General features: G+C 72.9%; 25 protein-coding genes. 13 read left to right on the forward strand and 12 right to left on the reverse strand.

Translation table 11 applies throughout. From position 1 onward, the window contains the following. Positions 1–105 precede the first annotated feature (105 nt). The 5 genes from fxsA to Saso_RS35015 all read right to left on the reverse strand — a co-directional run bounded on the left by fxsA (position 106) and on the right by Saso_RS35015 (position 8,772). Positions 106–309 (reverse strand): FxSxx-COOH cyclophane-containing RiPP peptide, encoded by a 204-nt coding sequence (gene fxsA, locus Saso_RS39200; protein WP_351003483.1) that lies wholly within the window; start codon positions 307–309, stop codon positions 106–108. Between the two features lie 26 nt (positions 310–335). Beyond that, complete coding sequence (locus Saso_RS35000; RefSeq protein ID WP_229901169.1) at positions 336–3,608, reverse strand: SAV_2336 N-terminal domain-related protein; 3,273 nt, start codon at positions 3,606–3,608, stop codon at positions 336–338. Between the two features lie 964 nt (positions 3,609–4,572). Then, complete coding sequence (locus Saso_RS35005) at positions 4,573–5,595, reverse strand: AAA family ATPase (protein ID WP_189919828.1); 1,023 nt, start codon at positions 5,593–5,595, stop codon at positions 4,573–4,575. Positions 5,596–5,704: 109 nt separating this feature from the next. Next, positions 5,705–8,137: a VMAP-C domain-containing protein gene (locus Saso_RS35010; RefSeq protein ID WP_189920517.1), complete on the reverse strand. Its 2,433-nt coding sequence runs from the start codon at positions 8,135–8,137 to the stop codon at positions 5,705–5,707. Positions 8,138–8,217: 80 nt separating this feature from the next. Then, entirely contained in the window at positions 8,218–8,772 is a 555-nt protein-coding gene (locus Saso_RS35015) for a CU044_2847 family protein (protein ID WP_189919829.1), read from the reverse strand. 237 nt (positions 8,773–9,009) lie between these two features. On the opposite strand from Saso_RS35015, the gene Saso_RS35020 reads away from it, so the two are divergent. From Saso_RS35020 to Saso_RS35030, 3 genes are all read left to right on the forward strand, one after another. Then, positions 9,010–9,189, forward strand: coding sequence for a DUF6104 family protein (locus Saso_RS35020; RefSeq protein WP_003992906.1), 180 nt, complete (start codon positions 9,010–9,012; stop codon positions 9,187–9,189). 280 nt (positions 9,190–9,469) lie between these two features. After that, positions 9,470–10,465 carry a DUF4097 family beta strand repeat-containing protein gene (locus Saso_RS35025; RefSeq protein WP_189919831.1) on the forward strand — a complete coding sequence of 332 codons (996 nt, stop codon included), beginning with the start codon at positions 9,470–9,472 and terminating at the stop codon, positions 10,463–10,465. A gap of 1 nt (position 10,466) precedes the next feature. Beyond that, a complete protein-coding gene (locus tag Saso_RS35030) occupies positions 10,467–11,657 on the forward strand; it encodes a helix-turn-helix transcriptional regulator (RefSeq protein WP_189919833.1) in 1,191 nt (396 codons plus the stop codon). A 46-nt stretch (positions 11,658–11,703) separates the two neighbouring features. On the opposite strand, the gene Saso_RS35035 is transcribed toward Saso_RS35030, so the two are convergent. The 4 genes from Saso_RS35035 to Saso_RS35050 form a co-directional block, all read right to left on the reverse strand. Continuing rightward, positions 11,704–12,312 (reverse strand): Clp protease N-terminal domain-containing protein, encoded by a 609-nt coding sequence (locus Saso_RS35035; protein ID WP_189919835.1) that lies wholly within the window; start codon positions 12,310–12,312, stop codon positions 11,704–11,706. Next, on the reverse strand, positions 12,312–12,521 hold the full coding sequence (locus Saso_RS35040) for an HTH domain-containing protein (RefSeq protein ID WP_189919837.1): 210 nt from the start codon (positions 12,519–12,521) through the stop codon (positions 12,312–12,314). The genes Saso_RS35035 and Saso_RS35040 overlap by 1 nt, the downstream gene beginning before the upstream one ends. A 113-nt stretch (positions 12,522–12,634) precedes the next feature. Further along, on the reverse strand, positions 12,635–13,600 hold the full coding sequence (locus Saso_RS35045) for a zinc-binding dehydrogenase (RefSeq protein ID WP_189919839.1): 966 nt from the start codon (positions 13,598–13,600) through the stop codon (positions 12,635–12,637). Positions 13,601–13,748: 148 nt separating this feature from the next. Then, complete coding sequence (locus Saso_RS35050) at positions 13,749–14,978, reverse strand: NAD(P)-dependent malic enzyme (protein WP_189919841.1); 1,230 nt, start codon at positions 14,976–14,978, stop codon at positions 13,749–13,751. A 610-nt stretch (positions 14,979–15,588) separates the two neighbouring features. Here Saso_RS35050 and Saso_RS35055 point away from each other — a divergent pair. From Saso_RS35055 to Saso_RS35070, 4 genes are all read left to right on the forward strand, one after another. Further along, entirely contained in the window at positions 15,589–16,551 is a 963-nt protein-coding gene (locus Saso_RS35055) for an ABC transporter substrate-binding protein (RefSeq protein WP_189919843.1), read from the forward strand. Between the two features lie 39 nt (positions 16,552–16,590). Then, positions 16,591–17,562: an amino acid ABC transporter permease gene (locus Saso_RS35060; protein WP_189919845.1), complete on the forward strand. Its 972-nt coding sequence runs from the start codon at positions 16,591–16,593 to the stop codon at positions 17,560–17,562. Further along, positions 17,559–18,320 carry an amino acid ABC transporter ATP-binding protein gene (locus Saso_RS35065; RefSeq protein WP_189919847.1) on the forward strand — a complete coding sequence of 254 codons (762 nt, stop codon included), beginning with the start codon at positions 17,559–17,561 and terminating at the stop codon, positions 18,318–18,320. The genes Saso_RS35060 and Saso_RS35065 overlap by 4 nt, the downstream gene beginning before the upstream one ends. A 233-nt stretch (positions 18,321–18,553) precedes the next feature. After that, entirely contained in the window at positions 18,554–19,183 is a 630-nt protein-coding gene (locus Saso_RS35070) for a CGNR zinc finger domain-containing protein (RefSeq protein WP_189919849.1), read from the forward strand. Here the strand turns inward: Saso_RS35070 and sodX are convergent. Further along, on the reverse strand, positions 19,087–19,521 hold the full coding sequence (gene sodX, locus Saso_RS35075; RefSeq protein WP_189920519.1) for a nickel-type superoxide dismutase maturation protease: 435 nt from the start codon (positions 19,519–19,521) through the stop codon (positions 19,087–19,089). The two genes, Saso_RS35070 and sodX, sit on opposite strands and share 97 nt — an antisense overlap. A gap of 145 nt (positions 19,522–19,666) precedes the next feature. On the opposite strand from sodX, the gene sodN reads away from it, so the two are divergent. From sodN to Saso_RS35095, 4 genes are all read left to right on the forward strand, one after another. Beyond that, positions 19,667–20,062, forward strand: coding sequence for a superoxide dismutase, Ni (gene sodN / locus Saso_RS35080; RefSeq protein ID WP_020130742.1), 396 nt, complete (start codon positions 19,667–19,669; stop codon positions 20,060–20,062). Between the two features lie 160 nt (positions 20,063–20,222). Further along, complete coding sequence (locus Saso_RS35085; RefSeq protein WP_189919851.1) at positions 20,223–20,624, forward strand: helix-turn-helix transcriptional regulator; 402 nt, start codon at positions 20,223–20,225, stop codon at positions 20,622–20,624. 9 nt (positions 20,625–20,633) lie between these two features. Then, on the forward strand, positions 20,634–21,047 hold the full coding sequence (locus Saso_RS35090) for a VOC family protein (protein ID WP_189919853.1): 414 nt from the start codon (positions 20,634–20,636) through the stop codon (positions 21,045–21,047). Beyond that, complete coding sequence (locus Saso_RS35095) at positions 21,044–21,823, forward strand: VOC family protein (RefSeq protein ID WP_189919855.1); 780 nt, start codon at positions 21,044–21,046, stop codon at positions 21,821–21,823. Before Saso_RS35090 ends, Saso_RS35095 begins: the two co-directional genes overlap by 4 nt. 99 nt (positions 21,824–21,922) lie before the next feature. Here Saso_RS35095 and Saso_RS35100 read toward each other — a convergent pair whose 3' ends face one another. Further along, positions 21,923–22,504 carry a histidine phosphatase family protein gene (locus tag Saso_RS35100; RefSeq protein WP_189919857.1) on the reverse strand — a complete coding sequence of 194 codons (582 nt, stop codon included), beginning with the start codon at positions 22,502–22,504 and terminating at the stop codon, positions 21,923–21,925. Positions 22,505–22,810: 306 nt separating this feature from the next. Here Saso_RS35100 and Saso_RS35105 point away from each other — a divergent pair, with 306 nt between their 5' ends. Further along, the gene (locus Saso_RS35105) at positions 22,811–23,032 is read left to right on the forward strand and encodes a CbtB domain-containing protein (protein WP_189919859.1); all 222 of its coding nucleotides are present in this window, start codon (positions 22,811–22,813) and stop codon (positions 23,030–23,032) included. A 17-nt stretch (positions 23,033–23,049) separates the two neighbouring features. Further along, positions 23,050–23,820 (forward strand): CbtA family protein, encoded by a 771-nt coding sequence (locus Saso_RS35110; protein WP_189919861.1) that lies wholly within the window; start codon positions 23,050–23,052, stop codon positions 23,818–23,820. Positions 23,821–24,088: 268 nt separating this feature from the next. Here the strand turns inward: Saso_RS35110 and Saso_RS35115 are convergent, their stop codons facing one another. Further along, a complete protein-coding gene (locus Saso_RS35115) occupies positions 24,089–24,673 on the reverse strand; it encodes a dihydrofolate reductase family protein (RefSeq protein ID WP_189919863.1) in 585 nt (194 codons plus the stop codon). Positions 24,674–24,795 lie beyond the last annotated feature (122 nt).

The following is a 24,795-nucleotide window of genomic DNA, read 5'->3' on the forward strand; positions in this document are numbered from 1 at the left end:
CATCCGACGCAAACCCCCGAGCGATCGGGATTGTCCATTTCGCTTTGAGCGGCGACCGGAATTGTCACTCAAAGAATGTGAGAGGCCATGGGATCCGCCGGACCCTCACAGTGCGTTGTTGAAGCCCCACAACATCTCACTCGGCTGTGTCGCTCGCTCCCGAAGGTCCTTCAGGACCTCCCTCAGCACGGGATGCTCGATCGTGCTCAACTCCCCCAGACCGAGGGCCAGCAGGTCAGGCAGTGGGCCCGGTGGTCCACACGCTTCCGGTCCCCCCGCGCCCTCCGACGACTCGTCCCTCGCGCCCATCACTCGGCCCTCCCGGGTTCGCCCGCTCACGACACACGCTCCAGTTCGGCCAGTCGCCGGGTCGTCTCCGGGGCCGTCGGGCCCTCGGTGACCAGGCTGCCCTCCGGCAGGCGCGACCACTCCGCTCGGGCCGCCCGGTAGGCGTCCCGGGCGGCCCTCGGACGAGCGGCCGCCTCGTAGGACATACCCCGCCAGTGGTGCGCTTGCGCACCCGCCTGGACGGCCTCCTGCCGTCCGCGGTCCGTTTCGGCCACTCCCTCGGCCTCCCGGGCCGCCTCCGCCGCGTCGCGGAAGGCGTCGACCGCCAGGTCGAGGCGGGCCGGGCGGCGCAGGCTGCGGTAGGCCTCGAACTGGACCTGGCCGAGTTCCAGGCGGCAGTGGGCGGCGAGCAGCGGATCCCCCGCCTCGGCCGCCGCGAGGCCGAAGAGGTGCTCGGCCTCGCGCAGGTCGACGCGGTCGCCGCGGGCCCGGTAGCGCAGCATCAGCGCGCGGCCGAGCAGCAGCAGCCGGTGGGCGACCCGGGGGCTGCCCGCCGGGGTCTCCATCCGGCAGTCCCGCAGGACGCGGATCGCCGGGGACAGCATGCCCTGGGCGCGCGCGTACGGGAGTCCGGCCAGCCGCAGCAGCGCCTCGCCCCACTCGGCGAGGATGTCGGCGTGCGCGGGCGCGTCGCGGGACATGCGCTGGGCCGCCTGCCCGAAGTGGTCCGCCGCCGCCTCCAGGTCGGCGGGTTCGCCCGACTCGGCGTACCGGGCCACGGCGATCCGGCCGGCCCGGGCCAGCAGGGACGCCCGGCGGCCCTGTTCGCGCACCAGGGCGAGCCCTTCGTCGACCCGGGCCTGGGCGTCGTCCAGGGAGCCGCCCGCCTGGAGCAGCGCGTCGACCAGGTCGAGCAGGACGCGCACCCGCGCGCGTGCCGACTCGGCCGTGTACGGCTGCCCGCCGGTGTCCAGGGCGTTGCGCAGCGACTGCGCGCCCTGCTCGGCGTAGAGCCGGGCCTGGACGGGGTCGGCGGTGGCGCCGGAGAGCCGCAGCAGGATCCGGCCGTGCTCCAGCGGGAGTTCCGGCGGGCGCAGGCGCCGGTCCGGCCAGACGTCGGCGAAGGCCTCCAGCATGCCGACGGCGCCCTGGAGCAGCGCGCTGTCACCGCCGAGCCGCCACTGCGCCTCCAGTGCGCGCACCCGTTCCAGGGTGAGCTTCAGCGCCTGGTTCTCGTCGAGGCCGGGTGCCGCGCAGGCGACGGCGTACTCCCGGTCGGCGCGGCGCAGCAGGTCCAGGGCGCCGGTGCGGTCGCCGCGCCGCCTGCGGTCGGTCGCGGCGGCGTGCAGCACCTTGGCCAGCACGGCGCGCTCGTGCAGTCTGCGGGGATGCGCGGTGGCCCGTTCGGCGGCGGTCTCGGCCTCCTGGAGCAGCTCGTCGCCGCCCTGCACCTCCCACAGGCGCAGGGTGCAGGCCGCGTACTCGGCCCACAGCTCGGGATCCGCGCCCTCACGCTCGCGCTCGGTGGCGCCGCGCAGCAGCTGCACCGCGTCGATGGCGTCCTGGATCATGCCCTCGCTGTCGAAGCGCTCGATCAGCGTGCGGGCCCTGCGCACCGCCCGGTGGGTCGGCCGGTCCGCGGCGTGTCCCGGGCCGCCGCGGCCGTTGTGACTCTCGAACTGCTCCGGCAGCGGCATGAACCGCCGCAGGACGCGCGCCGCGACCTCCGCGAAGGGCTGCGGCACGGGGGCTTCGTCGCCGTCGCCGCCGTTGTCCCCGTGGTCGGTGCGGCCGCCGTCGTCGCCGTGGTCCGTGCGGTGGGTGGCGGGGGCGTAGGGGCGGCCCGCGCCGCCGTCGCCCAGCTGCGCCAGGGCGAGCGCCGGGAAGTTGGGGCCGCCCTTGCCGAAACGCTGCTCGATGTACTCCGAGCAGTGCTTGAGCACCAGCATGGCCTCGTCGCGACCCAGCCGGGACAGCAGGGCGTCCCGCACGTCCGGCTCGATCCGGTACCACTGGGCGCCGCCGTCCGCGTACTCCTCCGACGCGCGTGTGAGCAGCCCGCCGACCAGCACCTCGGCGAGTTCGGCCGGGCCCGAGTCGGGCAGCATCGTGCGCTGCACGAGCTGCATCACCGGCAGGCACAGAGGTGCCGCGGCCAGGTAGACGGCGAGCCGCCCGGCGGCCGGGGAGGCGCTGGAGCTGAACCTGCTGACCCGTTCGAACGGGGTGCGCCTGCGGTCGGCCCGTGCCGTCGGCGCGGGCGGCTGGTCCGCGCGCACCCAGCCCACCGCGCCCGGGACGGGCCCTGCGCCCGCGCCCGACAGCAGCCTGGCCCAGGCGCCGAGGGCGACCGGCTCGGGCGGCAGCACGGGCACCGGCACCGCTCCGCGGCGCACCTCCACCGGGCCGCCCGTGGCGGTGCGCACGCGCAGCGCGGACGCTCCGCCCAGCGTCTCGCCGCGGCTCAGCCGGCAGAACAGCACCGGCAGACGGGTGCGGTTCCACAGGCGTTGCGGCAGTGGCTGGAGCACGGCGACGGGGCCCTGCCGGGAGAGCTGGTGCAGCAGGCGGTGGGCGTGGCCGCTGTGCCACAGAGGGCCCGCGCAGTCGCTGACGAACAGCACGATCCGCCGTCCGGTGGGGTCGCTGAGCCGGTCCGCGGAGTGCAGCGGCGCCGCGTAGGCGTCGGGGCTGCGGCTGACGGCCGGCTCGCCGTCGGGTCCCTGGTGCAGATGGGCGACCTGGATGTCCGAGAAGGCACCCAACTGACCGAACACATCCTGAAGTTCGATGAACAGCCGGTCCCACACACGCATCGAGGACGAGGCGTCCAGGACCAGTTGGAGCCGGGCGTCGCCCCGGGTGACGGCCCGGTGGACGGGCAGGATCAGTCCGCCGGCCTGCGCGCTCCGCTCCGCCGTCGCCGTCTCGTCGAGCCGCAGACGCAGGGGCGGCGCCGGGCTCCGGTAGCGCTGCAACCGCCGTAATGCGCGCTGGAGTTCGAGCGGGGCGGGCAGCACGGGGGCAGCCGGTACGCCGACCGGCAGGGCGGCCGCGCGTCCCGCGCCGCGGGCCTGCGGCGCTCCGTCCTGCGGCACCGGGTACAGGCTCACCCGGCCGTCGTCGCCCGCGTTGCGCTGCGGCCGCTCCGGGCGCTCGGTCCGCCCGGTCTCCGGGCGTCCGCCCCCGCTCCGTCCGTGCGAGCCGTCACGCCGGGGCGCGGGACGGCCGTCGGTCCGGGCCGCCGGACCCTCCGGCTCCGGGTCCTCCACCGGCCGCGTCCACCGGGCCAGCCAGAGCGCGTCGCACAGCTGCGGCACGTCCGGGTCGAGCCCTACGGCGCGCAGTCGCGCGACGAGTTCGGCCAGCGGATCCCCAGCACCGGCGGCGTCGCCGGCCGCGGCACCGTCCGCCGGCCCGGCGGGCCCACCGGAGCCGGCTGCTCCGCCGGCTCCGGCAGCTCCGGCAGCTCCGGCAGCTTTACCGGCCTCGCCTGGCCCGTCGGCCCTGGTAGCCCCATTGGCCCCGCTGGGCCCACCGGAGTCACCGGCCCCGGCGGCCCCACGTGACCCGCTCACCCCACTGGCCCCACTTGACCCGCTGGCCTCGCCAAAGTCACTGGTCCCGTTGGCCCCCCTGACCCCACCGGGGTGACCTGCCTCCCCGGCCCCACCGGGCTCGCCGGCCTCGCTGGCCCCGCCAAGGTCACTGGCCCCCTTGGCCCCGTCAGGGTGACCGGCTTCCTCGGCCCCACCGGGCTCGCTGGTCTCGCTGGCCTCGCTGGCCTCGCTGGCCTCGCCGGCCTCGCGAGGACCGTACGGCTCCTCCGCTCCGGCCGGTGCGGCCGGTGCGGCCAAGGCGACCGGGCTGGCACCCGCGGCCTCCGGTCCGTCGGCAGACGGCCCGTTCGCGGGGCCGGGGGCAGCCCCGGCAGGACCGGGGCCACGACCTCGGACGGGAGGCGGAGCGCCGGGTACGAGGCCGTCGGCCGGGACGGCTCCCTCGGCCGGACCGGACCGACCGTCCAGGACAGCCCACTCGTCCGGGAGGGCCCGCCCGTCCCGGAGGGACCGCCCGTCCGGGAGAGACCGCCCGCCCAGGGCGAACCGCCCGTCCGAGAGGGACCGCCTCTCCGGGACGGGATCGCCGGTCCGGGCCGAGCCGCCGGACCGGGCGGGACCCTCGGTCCGGACCGGGCCGCCGGTCCGGGCGGGGCCGCTGGTCCGGGCGGGGCCGTCGGGCGGGACGGGGCCGTGGCGAGCCGCTGCGTCGGGCATCAGGCCCTCACCTCGGCCGGTCGAGTCGCTGGATGAGCAGGTCGGCCAGACGGTCACGACTGGGGGGCGCGGCCGCGTCGGTGAGGTAGATCGCGTTCAGCAACTGGTCCGCCGCGAGGAGTTCACTGCGCGACCGCTCCAGGAACCGCGTGATCAGATCGTCCCCCGCGCGCGCCGCCTCGACACCGAGATGCGCGCGGACGAAGGTGGCGAGCCGGTTGTGGTCGGGGCGCCCCAGCTCCAGGTGGATGCACCGGCGCATCAGCGGCGCCGGGAAGTCGCGCTCCCCGTTGCTCGTGAGCACGACGAACGGGAAGGCGCGGCAGCGCACCCGGCCGTCCCGCACCCGTACCTTCACCCCGTCGGCCGTCAGCACCTCCGCCTCCCCGTCCGGCAGCCGGTCGGCGATGCGCTCCAGCTCGGGGATGGCGAACTCGCCCTCCTCCAGCACGTTCAGCAGGTCGTTGGGCAGGTCGATGTCGCTCTTGTCCAGCTCGTCGATGAGCAGCACGCGCGGGGTGTCGGAGGGCAGCAGCGCGGTGCCGAGCGGACCGAGACGGATGTAGCTGCCGATGCCCTCGACCGCGCCCGGCGAGCCGCCCGCCGAACCGAACCCGCCCTGCGCGGCGATCTGCACGTCCTGGAGCCTGGCGATCGCGTCGTAGTGGTAGAGCCCGTCCTGGAGCGCCGAACGGCTGACGATCGACCAGCGCAGGACGTTGCCGAGGCCCAGTTCGTAGGCCACCGAGTGGGCGAGCGTGCTCTTGCCCGCGCCGGGGCTGCCGGTGACGAGCAGGGGGCGGCGCAGATACAGCGCCGCGTTGATCATCTCCAGTTCCTCGGCGCCCGGCCGGTGCAGCTCCGCCAGGTGGCGGTGGGCGCCGAGCCTGCGATCCTCGGACCCGTCGCCGGAACCGGCCGCGTCCCGGCTGGTGAAGTCCCGCCAGGGGGGCGGATCGGGCAGCCGCTCGATCCCGTCGTGCGGTTCGCCGGCGCCTCGGTAGATGAGCCACTCACTGGATTCGGTCATGATCCGGTCCTCGTCACTCGTCCACCGCCGCGGCCGTCCGAACGTGCATCACGTTATCCATCCTGGAGGTGCCTGGTAAGGGGACGACGAGCCCCGTGGGCGGGTGCGTTCAAGGGGCCTCCAGCAGGTCACCCGTTCCGGGGAGGGGCTGGTGGGGGTCGTCGTACAACAGGGTCAGGCCGTCGGCCCAGAAGGACTCCGTACGGCCCGCGCGCAGCCGCATGCGGAGCTCGTGCACGGCCTCCGGCAGATACCGCGCGCTGGGTGGTTCGGCGATGCCGTCGATCGTGCCGCGGTGGAACTCCCCGCAGACGGTGTCGGGCCGGCCGCGCCGTCGGCGCCACAGGGCCACGCCGTAGCCCCCGAGCACGATCCGGGCGAGCGCCTCGGCGTCGTCCTCGTAGCGGAGGTCGCCGTAGCGGCAGAGCACCGGGACGGTCCCGTGCGACAGCGCGCGCAACTCCTCCACGGTCGGTACGGGTTTGCGCAACCCCTCGTCGCAGTCCAGGACTTCGGCCTTCGCGCGGTGCGCGTGCAGCCAGCGCCAGCGGGCCCGTCGCTCCCGGTCGACGTCGTCCACGTCGTCCGCGTCGTCCGCGTCGTCCACGTAGACCGCGTCGTCCGCGCCGTACGTGTCGTCCACATCGATCGCACCGTCCGGACCGGCCGGGTCGTCCCGCTCGCCCGCAGAGCGCACGCCGTGCGGATCGCCCGGCCCGGCGGGACCGCCCGATGGAGCCGGGTGGCGCGCACCGTGCGGGTCGCCCGCACCGGTGCCGCCCCTTCCGTCCGCACCGTTCCCCGGATACGCGAGGTCCCCCGGGTACGCCCCGACCCCCGCATACGCGCCGTACGCCTCGTCGGGGAGCAGGTCGCGGTCGGCGCAGCGCACGACGAGCGGGCGCTGGGCGCCCAACGGCTCGTCGTCGGGCGGCAGTCGCCAGGTGTCGACCTCCAGGCCGAGCAGCGCGTGGGGCAGCGCCACCTGGAGGAGCGCCGGCCTGCCGGGCTCGTCGCAGTGGCGGAACGCCTCGCCGAGCGGGCCCGCGAGGTGCGCGGGAAGGTCGGCCAGCGGGGTGCGTTCGGCCTCGCGCAGGCGGACCACCTCCCCGCCGGGCGCGGCCACCGACACCGACCAGTCGCAGCGGTCCGGTTCCCAGCCGCGCAGGACCAGTTCGAGCAGGGCGGAGGGCCGGGCCGCGCTGCCCACGGCACCGGCGCCGACGCCCGCACGCGCGCGTGCGTGGGGTCCGCCGCGCCGATGGGGCACGCGCCCGCCGGGACCGCCGGCGGAGTGGGCGCCGCCCCAGAAGGTGTCGGGGACGTCGTGCTGCGCCTCGTCCCGCCGGCGCAGCCGCTCGATGCGCTGCTCGGCGAGACCGGCCCGGTAGCGGGCGCTCAGCCGCTGCGCGGCCTGCCACACCCAGACCCACAGGGCCTTCTCGGCGTCCGGGGTGCTCGGCACGACGAACGGGCGCGGAGCGGACATGGCGCGCATCGCGTAGTCGAGGACGAGTTCCAGCGCGCCGTCGTCACTCGCGCTCTCGTACAGCGCTCCGAGCCCGTCGCGCCAGCCGCGCGGCGCGGGCAGCGGGCTGAGGGTCTGGAAGTCCGGCAGGGAGTCGAGGATGTCCAGCAGGCCGCGGGTGCTCTGCGGCGGCGGGAGTTCGGCGAGCCGCCCCAGCAGCTGGATCCGCTCGTCCGGACTGAGGGTGCGGCCCGGCCGTGCGCCGAGGCGGCCCTGTACGTCGGTCCAGGTCTGGCGCCGGGAGGCCGGATGGCGCTGCCGGTCGCGGTGGTAACGGTCGTGGGCGTGGAAGACGGCCTGGTAGAGGTCGCCGTGCTCGGCCCGCACCGCCTCCGCGGGGACGCGCAGGGTGCGCAGCTGCTCGATCCCGGTCGACGTGCCGCCCGGACGGTGGTCCGAGCGTGCCTTGAGAACCCCGATCACCTCTCCGCGCACGGGGTCGATCACCGGGCCGCCCGAGACGCCGTACGGCAGGTCGTTGTCGCCCAGCCGCATCTGCACGTCCGACGACCAGCCGCCGATGGTGCCCTGCACGGTGAGGGTGCCGTCCATGACCTGTAAGCGGCCCTCGTTCTCCGTCCAGCCGGCGTAGAGCACGCGCCCCTCGCCGTAGTAGGCGGCGGGGCGCTCGGAGACGTAGACGCACTCGTGGTCGTCGACGGGTTCGGTGAGCTGGACGAGGGCCAGATCCGGGGCGGGCCAGTTGCCGACGGGCAGCCGGTCGGCGGCGGGCGGCCCCCACTCGGCGCGGCCGGCCGGTTCGGCACCGTCGGCCCGGGCGCCTCGACCGGTCCGGTCGGTCAGGTCGGGGAGCGTCGCCACCACCCGCCCGGGGGCGGAGGACGTACCGCGCCCCGGTGCCGTCTCGTACACCACGGCGACCTCGCCCCCCTCCCCGCCGCAGGCCACATGTGCGCAGGTCAGAACCCAGTTGGGGGCGACGAAGAAGCCGCTCCCGAGGAACGTGCCGGGCTCCTCCAGGGCATACCCGACGACCGGGCGATGAATGCGCACGGTCGCCGCCACGACGAGTCCACGCAGCGCACGGCGGGCCGCATCGAACGCGTTCGATGCGCCCGGGGCGTGCCCGCCCGTCACGCGGCGCCCCCGGCCGCGGTGCCGTCGGCGCCCCCGTGCATCGGCGCGCCGGGGGACGCGCCCGCGCGCCGGACCTGGCCGGACGACGCCCCGCCACGCGCGTGTGCGTCCGACGCGGGAGCGGGGGGTGCGGCCGGAGGCGGGCCGGGAGGCGTCTGCGGGGAGGCGTCCGAGGTGGCATCCGGGGTCGCATCCAGGTCCGGCGGGCCGCTGTTCCAGGTGAGGGTGACGGTGATGCCGGCCTTGGCCTCTCCGTCCGCGAGCAGACCCACGACCTTCCCGGCCTTGGCCGTCAGCTCGATGCCGAACTCGACGCTCACCTCGTCGGGCCGGACCGCGCGCAGCGGCTCGGCGAGCGACCGCGCGACGCCCGTCACGAGCGCGTGCAGGCTCTCCACGCTCGCCTCGACGCGCTCCGCGAACCCGGTGTCGCTGTACGACAGCCGCCCGGGCGGCGCGGCCAGTTCCCCCGCTCCCGAGATCCGCGCCCATACGGGCGTTCCGTCCGGCAGCGCGATACGCGCCACCCTCGTCACGTCCTCGCCTCTCATGACACTCCCCCGTTCTCCCCGGTCCCCCCGGACCGGCTCACCCCGGTGCGCGCCGCGGCCGTGCGTTGCGGCCGCGGCGGGGATCCCGGCGGCCCGCGGGACGCCCTCCCCCTGCGCCTATCCTTTTCCTGTCCCCTCCCTACCGGAGAGCGGATCTCTTCCTCCCCTCACAGGAACAAGGGTCCTTCCCCCGAGGGGGGATCCCTATCCCTGCGACAGACCCACGGAGCACGATCCATGTACTTCACCGATCGCGGAATCGAGGAACTCGAGAAGCGGCGCGGCGAGGAGGAAGTCACCTTCGAGTGGCTCGCCGAGCAGCTGCGGACGTTCGTCGACCTCAACCCGGACTTCGAAGTACCGGTGGAGCGGCTGGCGACCTGGCTGGCGCGCCTGGACGACGAGGACGACGAGTAGCCGTCCGACGACGCCGGACGCCAGAGCCAGACGACAGACGGCAGACGGCAGACGGCAGACGGGACACAGCGGGCCGCGGCCCGCAGGCGGGAACGGGCGGGCGGGCCGTTCGCACGGTCCACCGCGAAAGGGGCGTCCTCCGGGCGCCCCTTTCCCGTGCGCCGAGGCGGGCGTGAGCACCCGAACGGGTGTCTTGACTTTCCGTGTCCGCGATATATCGTGTTTGACAGGAGACGCGATATGGCGTGTCCTGCCCGCCGCCGTGGAGGAGGTCCGCGCCATGTCCGAATGGTCCGTCGCAGAGCCGAGGAAGCTCTCTTTCGACGAGCCCGTGAACGAACTGCACGTGCGCATCGTCGACGGCACGGTGAACGTCGTGGGCACCGACGAGGCCGTCGCCCGTCTGGAGGTCTCGCGGCTCGAGGGGCCGCCCCTGGTGGTGAGCCATCAGGACGGGAACCTGACGGTGGCGTACGAGGACCTGCCCTGGAAGGGCTTCCTCAAGTGGCTCGACCGCAAGGGCTGGCGGCGCAGCGCCGTGGTCTCGCTGGCCGTGCCGGCCGGCACCCGCGTGGAGGTGGGCGTGGTGAGCGCGGGGGCGGTGGTCTCCGGCATCGACGGCCACGCGGAGGTGAAGGGGGTCAATGGCGACACGACCCTCGTGGGACTCGCCGGCCCGGTGCGCGCGGACACCGTCTCCGGAAGCGTGGAGGCACAGGCGCTCACCGGCGACCTTCGGTTCAACTCCGTGTCGGGCGACCTGACCGTGGTCGAGGCGGGCTCCTCGGTGAAGGCGGACTCCGTGAGCGGCTCGATGATCGTCGACCTCGACCCCACGAGCCGCCCGACGACGATCGACCTGACCAGCGTCTCCGGGGAGATCGCCATCCGGCTCCCCCACCCGGCGGACGCGCGGGTGGAGGCGAACACCGCCAGCGGCTCGGTCTCCAACGCCTTCGAGGACCTCAAGGTCAGCGGCCAGTGGGGCGCCAAGCGCATCACCGGCCGGCTGGGCGCGGGCAACGGCACCCTGAAGGCGACGACGGTCACCGGTTCGATCGCCCTGCTGCGACGGCCCGCGACCGACGAGACGGCACAGGCCCCCCGGGACGGCACGGCGGGCGACGCGTGGGAACACGCGACGCAGGACGCGAGGGACGACGGGCGGCAGCCGAAGGCACCGGCCGGCTCGGGGGACAATGCCGATTCCGGCCCGGGCGGCGAGAGCTCCTCCGGCTACCCGGCCGACAGCACGACCGACAAGAAGGTGCTCTGACATGCCTCCCGTCTTCGCCCACGGCCGCCTCCGTCTCTACCTGCTGAAGCTGCTGGACGAGGCGCCGCGCCACGGCTACGAGGTGATCCGCCTCCTCGAAGAACGCTTCCAGGGGCTCTACGCGCCGTCGGCGGGCACGGTCTACCCCCGCCTGGCCAAGCTGGAGGCCGAGGGGCTGGTCACCCACACCACCGAGGGCGGCCGCAAGGTGTACGCCATCACGGACGCGGGCCGGGCCGAGCTGGCGGACCGCAGCGGCGAACTGGCCGACCTGGAGCTCGAGATCCGTGAGTCGGTCGCCGAACTGGCCGCCGAGATCCGGGCCGACGTGCGCGGCGCGGCGGGCGACCTGCGCCGCGAGATGCGGGCGGCGGCCACCGAGGCCCGCCGGGGTGGCGGGACCGGTTCGGCGCACCGCGCCGCACCCGGCGAGTACGGGGAGTCCGGGGAGTCCGGGGAGTACGGCGACAAGGAGTCGTGGCGCGCCGCCAAGGAGGAGATGCGCCGCGTCAAGCAGGAGTGGAAGGAACAGGCGCGCCGGGCCAAGGACGAGAGCCGCCGGGCCCGTGAGGAGGCCCAGCGGGCCCGCCGCCAGGCCAAGGAGGCGCAGGAACACGCCCGTTCGCAGGCCCAGGAAGAGGTGCAGCGCATCGCACGCCGGGTCCAGGAACAGGTCCAGGACCACTTCGCCCGGGGCGACTGGCCCACCGGGGTCCGGGAGGGCCTGACGGAACTCGCCAAGGAGTTCGGCGAGTTCGGCAAGGACTTCGGAAGGGAGTACGGCAAGGACTTCGGCTTCGGGCGCACGGGTACGACGGGCGCGACGGGCGCGACGGGTCCGAGGAAGACCGCGGGCCCGGAACAGCCCCGCACCCCGGAGCCTCCCGGCGCCCCGGCCCAGGGCGCCCCCACCACGGACGCGTCCCGCGGCCCGGCCGGCACCACTGCGGCGCCGGAGTACTCCGTCACCTCGGATGACTTCCCCGCCGCGTACGAGCCGGCATGGGCCCACGAGGAAACCGGCGGTGAGCCGACACGCGATCTGGACCGTCTCCTGGACCGCTTCCGGGACGACATCCGCGACGCCGCCCGCGACCACGGCGTCACGGCGGACCAGCTCCGCGAGGCGCGCCGCCACCTGTCCACGGCGGCGGCACACATCGGAGTGATACTCCGGTCCCCCGGGGTGTGACACCCGCGCGCAGGACCCGGGGCGGCGCCGGAGGTCCCGGCCGGTCTCAGCTCGCCTCGGCCTGCGGACCGGTGCCGGTCCCGGGGCGGCCCCCTCGGTCCTGCTCGCCGTAGAGCACCCGGGTCAGGGACGCGTGCGTGACGCCGTGGTCGGCGAGGACCTCCGAGGGCACGCCGCGGCGGACGGTCAGCGCGAGCAGCAGATGCTCGTCGCCGATGCGCCGTTCGCCGTGCGCGACGGCGACGCGCAGGGTTCCCGTCAGCAGTTCCTTGGCGCCGCGGGCGAACGGCCGGCGCCCGGTCCGTCCGCCCAGGAGGCCGCTCCGGCCGGCCGCGGCCAGCGCGCCCTCGCCGTGCGTCTCCTCGACCCGGGACACGATCTCCGTCAGGTCGATGCCCAGGCCGGACAGGGCGTCCGCGTCGGCGCGGCTCAGTCCGCCGCGACGGCGCGTCTCGTCCAGGTCCCGCAACAGCGCCGTCCGTCCGCCGGGCGGCAGCCCGAGCGAGGCCAGCGCGAAGGAACCGCGACTGCCCTCCCGGTCGAGCAGGGACAGCAGCACATGGGTCTCCTCGACCCGGGCCGCGCCTTCCCGCTCGGCATGCCCCACCGCGCCCTCGACCACCGCACGGGCGTCCTTCGTGAACCGCTCGAACATCAATGCCTCCCGTACTTCTTGTGCACGGCCTGCCTGGTGACCCCGAGTTCCGCGGCGATCTCCTGCCACGACCAGCCCTGGTTGCGCGCACTGCGCACCTGCACCGCCTCCAGCTGCTCCAGCAGCCTGCGCAGCGCGGCGACGGCCCGCAGGCCCACCCGTGGATCGCGGTCACCGGCCCGCTCGGCGAGATCCGTTGCTTCGGTCATACATGTCAACCTACGTTGACATGTGACCCCTGTCAACCATGGTTGACATCACCGGCATGCGAAAGGCGGGCCCGGGAATCCCGGACCCGCCCGTCGGAGGCCGAGGCGGAGGCTCAGCCGCCGGTCAGCACGATCTTGCCGAACTGGTCGCCGGAGGCGAGCCGTTCGAAGCCCTCCCGGGCCCGGTCGAGCGGCAGCACCTCGTCGATGACGGGGCGGACGCCGGTGGCGGCACAGAAGGACAGCAGGTCCTCCAGCTCGTCCTTGGTGCCCATCGTGGAGCCGACGACCTTCAGCTCCAGGAAGAAGATCCGGGTCAGCTCCGCGTGCGAGGGACGGTCACCGCTGGTGGCGCCGGAGATGACGAGCGTGCCGCCGGGCCGCAGGGACTTCACCGAGTGCGACCAGGTGGCCGCGCCCACGGTCTCGATGACGGCGTCCACCCGCTGCGGCAGCCGCGCACCGGGCTCCACGGCCTCCACGGCGCCGAGCTCCAGGGCCCGCTTGCGCTTGGCCTCGTCCCTGCTGGTGGCGAAGACCCGCAGCCCGGCGGCCTTGCCCAGCACGATCGCCGCCGTGGCGACACCGCCCCCGGCGCCCTGGACGAGCACGGAGTCACCGGGCCGCACCCCGGCGTTGGTGAAGAGCATGCGGTAGGCCGTCAGCCAGGCCGTGGGCAGACAGGCGGCCTCCTCGAAGGAGAGTTCCCTGGGCTTCGGCAGGATGTTCCACGTCGGCACGGCGACCTGCTCGGCGAAGGTGCCCTGGTAGCGCTCGGTGAGGATGGAACGGGGCTCGTCCGGTCCGACCCCGTGGCCGCTCTGGCCGATGACGGAGTGCAGGACGACCTCGTTGCCGTCCTCGTCGATCCCGGCGGCGTCACAGCCGAGGATCATCGGCAGCCGGCCCTCCGGGAGACCGACGCCCCGGAGCGACCAGAGGTCGTGATGGTTGAGGGAGGCGGCCCTTACACGGACGGTGCTCCAGCCGGGCCGGGCCTCGGGGGCCGGACGCTCCCCCAACTCCAGGCCGGTGAGCGGCTGGTCGCGGTCGATTCGGGCGGCATAGGCGGCGAACATGGGACCGACCCTAGGTTCCGGGCCGGACGAGCGAAACCGGACGGCCGTGTGACACATGCCCTCTTGCACATGCCGACCATCACCCGGGTGGGTGACCGCATGGGCAAAGAAATGGCCCCGCCGCAACCGGCGGGGCCATCGATCCGCGTCAGCGGCGGGCGACGCCCTCGGCCCGGGCCGCCGCGGCGACGGCCGCGGTGACCGCGGGGGCGACCCTCTCGTCGAACGGCGACGGGATCACGTAGTCCGCGGCGAGATCCTCGCCGACGACCCCGGCGAGCGCCTCAGCCGCCGCGATCTTCATGCCCTCGGTGATCCGGGAGGCCCGCACCTGGAGCGCGCCCGCGAAGATCCCGGGAAACGCCAGCACGTTGTTGATCTGGTTCGGGAAGTCGGAACGCCCGGTGGCGACGACGGCCGCGTACTTGTGGGCGACCTCCGGGTGCACCTCCGGCGTCGGGTTGGCCATCGCGAAGACGAACGCGCCCTTCGCCATGGAGGCCACGGCCTCCTCGGGAACGGTCCCGCCGGAGACGCCGATGAAGACATCGGCACCGGCCAGCGCGTCCTCCAGCGACCCGGTCAGCCCGGCCTTGTTGGTGAACCCGGCCAGCTCGCGCTTGACGTCGGTCAGGTCCTCGCGGCCCGCCGAGACGATGCCCTTGCGGTCGGTGACCGCGACGTCCCCGATGCCGGCCTCGACCAGCATCTTGGCGATGGCGACACCGGCCGCGCCGGCGCCCGAGATGACGGCCCGCAGCTCACCGATGCCGCGCCCGCTGAGCCGCGCGGCGTTGCGCAGCGCGGCCAGCGTCACGATCGCGGTGCCGTGCTGGTCGTCGTGGAAGACCGGGATGTCGAGCGCGTCCTGGAGCCGGCGCTCGATCTCGAAGCACCGGGGCGCCGAGATGTCCTCCAGGTTCACTCCGCCGAACGAGGGCGCGAGGCGCACCACGGTCTCGATGATCTCGTCCACGTCCGTGCAGGCGAGCGCGATCGGAACCGCGTCCACCCCGCCGAACTGCTTGAACAGGATCGCCTTGCCTTCCATGACCGGAAGGGAGGCCTCGGGGCCGATGTCGCCGAGCCCGAGGACGGCCGTGCCGTCGGTGACGACGGCGACGACGGACGACTTCCAGGTGTAGTCGTTCACCAGGTCCGGCTGTTCCGCGATCGCGGTGCACACGCGCGCGACGCCGGGGGTGTAAGCGAGGGACAGGTCGTCCTTGTCGCGAACCGGGACGGTGGCCTGCACGGCCATCTTTCCGCCGCGGTGCAGCGCGAACACCGGGTCGAAGGAGTCGAGGGGCTCCGCACCGCCCTCCCGGCCCGTCTGGTCGGCGTTCTCGCTGCGAGGATTGACGATCTCCGCTGCCACTGTGTTGTACCCCTTAGGTCTGCATGGTTTGAGGGTGGCCACTCCTGATTGAGAAGTGGGCGGGCATCGCGCGGGCCCCAGAGGTGATGCGTACGGGCGCCTGCGCGTCGGGCGCGCCGCACACGCGCCCTGAGCCCCGGATGAGGGGTGTAAAAATCCTTCTTACCGGACGGAGACCGCAGCCGACGAGTCCATTCCGTGCAAGGTCACACGGCTCACGCTGTGGACCTTGAACAGAGGCCACGCTGAGTGACATGACTCATGCGAGCGGACCCGCCGAGCGCCCGAAAACCCTTGACACGGGCCGACGCCGACGGTCCATGGACACGTCGAGCGACCACATCTTGCGATCAACCGAAGATCTTTCGGCCGGAACGGGGGATTCCCGCAGATGATCCGGCTGCGTCCGGCCTTGATGTACCGGAGTGATGCGGTTCGGGGGTCGCCCGTTATCCGATTTTGACATGGCTGGCCCCCTGATTGGCGTAGTCCGAATGGCAAGATGCCGTCATCACACGAGGTCGCGACACCCGAAGGTGTGTGTTCTCGTCGACCCATCGGCATGTGCCGACCCATCGGCATCTCCATCCATCCGCCGGAGGAACCCACCATGACCGCAAGCTCCACCCGACGCACGACCGCCGCGCGCACCCGCCTGGCAGCGGTCGGATCTCTCGCGGTCGCGGGCGCCTTGCTGCTCTCCGCCTGCGGCGACCAGACCGACAGCGGCGGCAGCTCCTCCGAGTCGTCGAGCGGCGCCGACAAGGCCCCTCTCTTCTCGAAGCTCCCGGCCGACATCCAGAAGGCGGGTGTCATCAAGGTCGGCACCAACGCCGAGTACGCGCCGATGGAGTCCGTCGAGGGCGGCAAGATCGTGGGCGTCGACCCCGACATCGCCGCCGCGCTCGGCAAGGAACTCGGCGTCGACTTCCAGTTCACCTCCGGCGGCTTCGACACCCTGATCACGGCGGTCAACACCGGCCGCTACGACATCGCGATGTCGTCGATCACGGACAACAAGCAGCGCCAGGAGGGCCTGGACGACAGCGGCAAGAAGCTCGGCACGGGCGTCGACTTCGTCGACTACTTCACCGCCGGCACCGCCATCTACGTCCAGAAGGGCAACCCCAAGGGCATCAAGACCATCGACGACCTGTGCGGTCAGACGGTCGCCGTGCAGCGGGGCACCACCTACGAAGAGGCCCTCCAGGCGCAGTCCAAGACCTGCACCGGCAGCGGCAAGAAGGCCCTCAAGATCGAGTCCTTCGAGAACGACACCGAGGCCCAGACCCGCGTGAAGTCGGGCGGCGCCGTGGCCGGCGTCAACGACTACCCGGTGGCCGTGGACATGGCCCGCAAGGCCGGCGGCGGCAACACCTTCGAGGTTCTCGACAAGCAGTACGAGGCCGCTCCGTTCGGCATCGTCGTGAACAAGAAGAACACGCAGCTGCGCGACGCCCTCAAGGAGGCCGTCGACGCGATCATCAAGGACGGCTCGTACCAGAAGGTGCTGGAGAAGTGGGGCGCCGAGAGCGGGGCGATCAAGGCCTCCGCCATCAACGGCGGCAAGTGATCCACCCGCACCTTTTGCAGTCTTCGAAGGGCAGTCCCCATGACTGACAAGCTCGACAAGTCCTCCGCGGGCGGCGCACCACCCGAGGACACCCCGCCGGTCGCCAAGGGCCCGGCGTTCTCCGGTCCGCCGGAGACCATCAAGGCGATCCCGGTGCGCCACTACGGCCGCTGGGTCAGCGCGGTGATCGTCGTCGCGCTGATGGTGCTGCTGGTCAACGCCTTCGCCAACGGCGACATCCAGTGGAGCACGGTCGGCGACCAGCTGTTCAACTCGACCGTCATCGCGGGCGCCGGACGCACCCTGCTGATCAGCGTGCTGTCCATGGTGCTGGGCGTGGTGCTCGGTGTTCTGCTGGCCGTCATGCGGCTGTCGAAGAACCCGGTGACCAGCACGGTCGCCTGGCTGTACATCTGGTTCTTCCGCGGCACCCCGGTGTACGTGCAGCTGCTGATGTGGTTCAACCTGGCGCTGATCTTCCCCGTCCTGAACCTCGGTCCGATCTACAAGGACGAGATGACGGACGTCATGACGCCGTTCATGTGCGCCCTGCTGGGACTCGGCCTGAACGAGGCCGCGTACATGGCCGAGATCTGCCGGGCCGGCCTGCTGGCCGTGGACGAGGGGCAGACGGAGGCGTCGCACGCGCTGGGCATGAGCCACGCCAAGACGCTGCGCCGGATCGTCATCCCGCAGGCGATGCGGGTGATCGTGCCGCCGACCGGCAACGAGTTCATCAACATGCTGAAGACCTCGTCGCTGGTGTACGTGGTGACGTACAACGAACTGCTCCGCTCGACCTCGGTGATCGGCTCCTCGTCGTTCGCCGTGATGGAGCTGCTGTTCGTCGCCTCCATCTGGTACCTGGTCATGACCAGCGTCTTCAGCGTCTTCCAGTACTACCTGGAGCGCTACTACGCCCGCGGTTCGAGCCGCAGCCTGCCGCCCACGGTCTTCCAGAAGATCCGGGCGAACCTGCTCTCGATCGGCCGCGAAAGGAGTGCGTCATGACCGCGATGGTCAAGGCCGAGGGTGTGCACAAGTCCTTCGGCGCGGTCGAGGTCCTCAAGGGCATCGACCTGGAGGTCAAGAACGGCGAGGTGTTCTGCCTCATCGGCCCCTCCGGTTCCGGCAAGAGCACGTTCCTCAGGTGCATCAACCACCTGGAGAAGATCAACGCCGGACGGCTGTACGTCGACGGGGACCTGGTCGGCTACCGCCAGAAGGGCGACAAGCTCTACGAGCTGAAGGACAGCGAGGTCGCGCTGAAGCGCCGGGACATCGGCATGGTGTTCCAGCGGTTCAACCTGTTCCCGCACATGACGGCGCTGGAGAACGTCACCGAGGCTCCGATCCAGGTCAAGGGCGTGAGCAAGTCCCAGGCCAGGGAGCGCGCGGCCCAGCTCCTGGAGCGCGTGGGCCTCGCCGACAAGGCGGGGAACTACCCCTCGCAGCTCTCCGGCGGTCAGCAGCAGCGGGTGGCGATCGCCCGGGCCCTGGCCATGGACCCGAAGCTGATGCTGTTCGACGAGCCGACCTCGGCACTCGACCCGGAGCTGGTCGGCGACGTCCTCGACGTCATGCGCGACCTGGCCGAGTCCGGCATGACGATGGTCGTCGTCACCCACGAGATGGGCTTCGCCCGCGAGGTCGGCGACAGCCTGGTCTTCATGGACGGCGGTGTGGTGGTCGAGTCCGGCAACCCGCGTGACGTCCTGACCGACCCGCAGCACGAGCGGACGAAGGCGTTCCTGTCCAAGGTGCTGTGACGCGTACGGCGGTGCCGTGACGCGTACGGTACGACGGCGAAGGGGCGGTACGGATCTTCCGTACCGCCCCTTCGGCCGTGCCGCCGGGGTGCGGGACGGGCGAAGGGGCGTCACCCCGGCCGCGCGTCCGTCGGGGTGACGTCGTCCGGGTGTGTCCCGTAATACCCTGGAGGCACGAACGGCCGTTACCCCGCCCGCACCCGGACCGCAGAGCGCCACCGTAAGGACTACAAGTGGAACTGGCCTATTACTCGGATTATGCCGTGCGCCTCGTCAACAGCGAGGAACCGGTCCGGGGCAAGGACGCGCTGACCTCGGTCGAGGCGGTCCGCGCCCTCTTCGGCGGCAACCGGTCGGCGGCCCGCCGCGCCACCGAGGCGGACGTCACCCGGTTCCGTGCGGTCCGGGCCCGGCTGCGCGCGGTGTTCGAGGCGGCCGACGGCGGTGACGAGACCCTCGCCGTGGACCTGCTGAACTCGCTGCTGCTGGAGTTCCCGGTGAGCCCGCAGATCTCCGGCCACGACGTCCGCGACGACGACGGCCGCCCGCTGTGGCACATGCACCTGGCCGACCACCCGTCGAACGCGACGGCCGGCTACGCGGCCATCGCGGCCATGGGCCTGGCGTTCCACCTCACCGAGTACGGCGTCGACCGCCTGGGGCTGTGCGAGGCGGGCCCCTGCCGCAACGCCTACCTCGACACGTCGACCAACCGCTCCCGGCGCTACTGCTCCGACCGCTGCGCCACCCGCGCGAACGTGGCCGCCTACCGGGCCCGCAAGCGCCTGGAGGCCGACCGCACGGCCGTCACCGGTCTGACCGCGGACAGCGCCCAGCGCGCCACGGCCAGCGGCGAGCGCTGATCCGGCTTGCGCGGGCGGTAGCGCAGCCGCACCTTGCCGAGGACCAGCTCGTCGGGCACGGTCCCGTAGTCGGTGCTGTCGCCGCCGGCGTAGGTGTTGTCCCCGCGGACCCACCATCCGCCCTCGCGGCGCTCCGTGGCCCGCTTGACCACGAGCAGGTCCTGCTGGAAGGGGTGCCGCAGCACGACGACGTCTCCGGGCCGGACCCGGGCACCGTACTGCACCACCAGCCGGTCCCCGTGGTAGAGCGTGGGCACCATGGACGGGCCGTTCACCTCGGCCGGTCCGAAGAGCGCGGCCGATCTCGCGCGCTCGGTCTCGTGCGACAGCTCCGGCATCGCCGGCACCTCCCCGGTCCGATCCTCCACCAGTCCCAGTCTGACCCCGGACTTTTGTCCTAAGCCCACGGGGGCACCCGCGAAAAGGCTTCCCTCAGGGAGTAATGTCCCACCTGAGAAGACGATCACGAGGAAGGAACGCTCCATGCTTTCCCGCCTGTTTGCCCCCAAGGTCAAGGTCAGCGCTCACTGCGACCTGCCCTGCGGTGTGTACGACCCGGCCCAGGCCCGCATCGAGGCGGAGTCGGTGAAGGCCGTCCAGGAGAAGATGGCCGCCAACGACGACCCGCACTTCCAGGCGCGCGCCACCGTCATCAAGGAGCAGCGTGCCGAGCTGGCGAAGCACCACGTCTCCGTGCTGTGGAGCGACTACTTCAAGCCCCCGCACTTCGAGAAGTACCCCCAGCTGCACCAGCTGGTCAACGACACCCTGAAGGCCCTGTCGGCCGCCAAGGCCTCGACGGACCCGAAGACCGGCGAGAAGGCCCTGGAGCTCATCGCCGAGATCGACAAGATCTTCTGGGAGACCAAGAAGGCCTGATCCCCCGATCGAGCCGTGCGGCCCGCGACCGCCCGGTCGCCCGGTCCGCCTGTCCGCACCCGGCCCGCAGGACGCCCGTCACGGCGCTCCTGACGGTCCGGGTGCGGTCTCCTTTCCCGCCCGGCGCCCTCGTGGGCGCCCCGCGTGCGATGCTGGCCCCGTGACCCTCGAGGACCTGAGACGGCTGCGGCAGGCACGCGACCGGATGGACCGTGAGTACGCCGAGCCGCTCGACGTCTCCGCGCTCGCGCGCACCGCGCTGATGTCCCCGGGCCACTTCCAGCGCAGCTTCCGCGAGGCGTACGGCGAGACGCCCTACGGCTACCTGATGACCCGCAGGGTGGAGCGGGCCAAGACCCTCCTGCGCCGCGGCGACCTCACGGTGACCGAGGTCTGCATGGCGGTCGGCTGCACCTCGCTCGGCTCGTTCAGCTCGCGTTTCACCGAGCTGGTCGGCGAGACGCCGAGCGCCTACCGGGCGCGGTCGCACGAGGACGGCGCGGTGGTCCCGGCGTGCGTCGCCCGCACGTACACCCGCCCGCGGCGGGACCGGCGCGCCTAGGCTGGGCGCATGGACCTCAAACTCCACCAGTGTTTCGTCGCCGTCGACGACCACGACAAGGCCCTGCACTTCTACGTCGAGGTGCTCGGCCTCGAAGTCCGCAACGACGTCTCCTTCGAGGGGATGCGGTGGGTGACCGTCGGGTCGCCGCTCCAGCCGGACGTGAACATCGTGCTGGAGCCGCCGGGCGCGAACCCGGACTTCTCGCCGGCCGACCGGGAGGCGATGGCCCGGCTGCTCGCCAAGGGCGTGCTGCGCGGGGTCATCTTCACCACCTCCGACTGCGACGCGCTGCACGCGCGCGTGCGGGAGGCCGGCTGCGATGTGCTCCAGGAGCCGACCGACCAGCCGTACGGGGTGCGCGACTGCGCCTTCCGTGACCCGGCCGGGAACATGCTGCGGTTCATGGAGCGGCCCGGATGAGCCGACCGGTCCGCTGGTCCTACGTCTTCGCCGACCGGCCCGCCGCGCACTTCGGGCGGGCCTGCGACTTCTGGACCGCTGTCACGGGGACGGCCCTGTCGCAACCCAGGGGCGACGAGGGCGAGTTCGTCACCCTGGTGCCGGAGGGATCCGACGCGTGCGTGAAGGCCCAGGCGGTCACGGACGGGGACGGCGGCGCGCATCTCGACCTCGCCGTCGACGACGTGCCGGCGTTCGTGGCCGCCGCGCTGGAGTCGGGGGCGGGCACGGCCGCCCGGCACGACGGCTGGGCCGTACTGCGCTCACCCGCCGGGCAGTTGCTCTGTGTGGTGCCCTGGCAGGGGGAGTCCGAGCGGCCGCCCGTGGTGGACGGCGCCCGCGTGGACCAGATCTGCATGGACGTCCCGCCGTCGGCGTACGCGACCGAAGTCGCCTTCTGGAGCGCCCTGTTGCCCGACTGGCCGTCCCGGCCGGGATCACGGCCCGAGTTCCGTGTCGTCGAGCAGCCGCCGGGGCTCCCGGTGCGCATCCTGCTCCAGCGGCTCGAAACGGAACGCGCCGCGGGCGCCCACCTCGACCTGACCTGTGGCCCGGACGTCGGCGCCGTCCGCGCACGGCACGAGGAGCTCGGCGCGGTCGTCGTGGCCGGCCGTCCCCACTGGACGGTGATGCGCGACCCGGCCGGCGGGCTCTACTGCCTGACCGGGCGCGACGCGCGGACGGGCGGACTGCCGCAACCCGTCGCCCCTCCCCCGGAACCCGCCACGGGCCGCTGACCGGGCACGGCCGCAAGGCCGCCGCCCCCGGGCTCCCGCCCCCGGCCCATGAGCCTTCCGGCCCTTGCGTCCTCCGGCCAGGAATCCGTCAGTAGTCCGCTAGGAGTCCGCTGCGAGCGGTGTTCCCATCCGGAGGTTCCACCGTCCCGCCCGGCCGCTCAGTTCCACCGCGGTCAGCGGGCGTACGTCCAGGCGCCAGAAGGCCGGTTCCGGCAGGCCGAGCCCGCTCACCAGGAGGGCTCGCACGACGTCGGGTTCCGTCACCGCGATCGTCCGGCCCGGGGTGCGGCCGGTCTCCTCCAGCCAGGCCCCGGCCCGGGCGCACAGCTCGCGCACCGTCTCCCCGCCGTGCGGGGCCGCTGCCGGGTCCGTCAGCCAGGCGGACACCGCGTCCGGCTCGGTGGCCGTCACCTCGGCGAGGGTGAGACCCCGCCAGCGGCCCACGTCGAGGGAGGCGAGCGCGGGCGCCCCGGGCGCGGACAGGCCCAGCGCCTCGGCGGTCAGCCGGCACCGCGCGGAGGGGGAGGCGGCCGTGCGGTCCGCGAGCGGCAGCCGGGCCGCGGCCGACCGCGCCGCGCGCACCCCGGCGGCGTCCAGCCCACCGCCGCCGTCGTCGAACCGCGCCTCGCGCAGAGCGGGCGAGAGTGCCGGTGAGATCAAGGTCACCTGACTGTTCGACAATCTCCCAAGCCCTTCTTTCGCTTCTCAACTCACCTGCACAGCAAGGACGTTGAGGCGTGATCGCCGGTCCTTGCGCTTCTGCGCCGCCCCATGCGCCCTTGGCCGCGCAGCCGCCACGCGGTACGTTCTGCGCGACATTGACGACGGTACGGCGGAAGTCCGGTGGGAATCCGGCACGGTCGCGCCACTGTAAGCCGACGGAAGCCTCCCCCTCACGGGTGGTGGCGGACGCCGAGCAAGTCAGACCCGCACCCGTCGTCACGTGCACCACCGAGATGGGACGCGAACTCCCGAGGAGGTCCTGCCATGGCGCAGACCGTCGCCCAGCCGACCGCCGGCCCCGCCGCCGTACCCGCCAAGCTGCCGATCGGGGCGATCGTCCCCTGGGCGGTCTTCTTCGGCATCCTGATGATGGTCCTGCTGTACTTCGTCGGCGCCGAGCAGGGCGCCACCTCCGTGGTCTCCGGCGAGGACGTCCACGAGTGGGTGCACGACGCCCGCCACCTGCTCGGCTTCCCCTGCCACTGACGGGGGAACCGGACACCGTGAACTCCGCAATCGTCAGGAACCTCCTGGTCCGCGGCATGCTCGCCGGCCTCGCCGCCGGACTGCTCGCCCTCGCCGTGGCCTACTTCCTGGGCGAACCGCGCGTCGATTCGGCGATCGCCTACGAGGATTCCCACTCCCACGCCCATGAGCACGGCGTGGAACTCGTCTCCCGCACGATGCAGTCCACCGGCGGCCTGGCCACCGGCGTGCTGCTCTACGGCGTCGCGTTCGGCGGCATCGCCGCCCTCGCCTACTGCTTCGCGCTCGGCCGGATCGGCCGGTTCGGCCCCCGGGCGAGCGCGCTGCTCCTGTCGGGCGCGGGCCTGCTCGCCGTCTACGTGGTGCCGTTCCTGAAGTACCCGGCCAACCCGCCCTCCGTCGGTGACCCCGACACCATCGGCAGGCGGACCACCCTGTACTTCCTGATGATGGTGCTCAGTGTGCTCCTGGCCGTCGGCACGGTCATTGTGGGCAAGCGGCTCGCACCCCGCCTGGGCACGTGGAACGCGACGATCGCCGCGGGGGCGTTCTTCGTCCTCACGGTCGGCCTCGCCTACGCGTTCCTGCCGGCCGTCAACGAGGTCCCCAAGGACTTCTCCGGCACGCTGCTCTGGCAGTTCCGGCTGGCCGCCCTCGCCATCCAGCTCACCCTGTGGACGGCCTTCGGGCTCGTCTTCGGGCTGCTGGCGGAGCGGCTGCTGTCACCCCGCCCGGCCGGCGCCGGACAGCGGGGCGCCTCCGCGCAGGCGGCTCCCGCGGCGCACTGAGGTCAGGAGGAGGCCGGGGCCGCGGGGGTCCCGGGTTCCTCTTCCGTCTCGGCCCGGGCCATCTCGTGGTGCGGGGCCGGCTCGGTGTACGCCTCGCACTCCGTGTTGTGACAAGGGCCCGCCACCCAGCGCGGGACCCACGCGCCGAGCGTCTTGTGACGCCGGACGACGGACTGCACAGGCTGCCCGCAAGCGGGACAGACGCGTTGTTCCCGGTCCATGCCCTACAGACTAGGACGGCCGGGGCGAGAGCGCTCCCCGCGGTACGTCACCGCTGCCGGGCGTACGTGCGCACGACCGCGCCGTTGCCGAAGGTGCGCGTCCCGGCGAGGCCGAACCGGGTGAGGTCGGAGCCGGCGGCGAACATCGGCATGCCGGTGCCGTAGACGACCGGGTAGGTCTTGATCACGAGCTCGTCGATCTCGTCGTACAGCTCGCCCGCGACGCGGGAGCCGCCGCACAGGTAGATCCCCAGGCCGCCGTCCTCGGCCTTCAGCTCGCGGACCTTGTCGACCAGGCCGTCCGCGACGATCTCGACGTCCGGGGACGGCGACACCGCGAGGGTGCGCGAGGCGACGTACTGGCGCAGATGCGCGTAGGGGCTCGGGATGCCCTCCTTCAGCGCCAGGTCGTAGCTGGCGCGGCCCTGGACGATCGTGTCGAACCGCCTGTTCTCCAGGTCGTCGAAGCCGAGGGCGCGGCGGCTGTGGGTGGGCACGGTCTCCGGATACTCGGTCCGGAGGAAGTCGAGGAACTCCTCGTCCAGACAGGCGAGCATCGCCGTGCCGTCACCGGTCGCGTCCCCGATGAAGCCGTCGACGGAGCACGCGACGTAGTACGTGAGCTTTCGCAAGTGGGTCTCTTTCCGTAGGCTGCCTTCCGAACCACTTCAGTTGTAGTACTTCACTTGTAGTGGTTGCAAGAGGATTCTCCCGCGACGCGGGAAACGGGGCCAAGTGAGAGAGAGGGTTCCGC

Source organism: Streptomyces asoensis, assembly GCF_016860545.1.
Lineage (GTDB): Bacteria > Actinomycetota > Actinomycetes > Streptomycetales > Streptomycetaceae > Streptomyces > Streptomyces asoensis.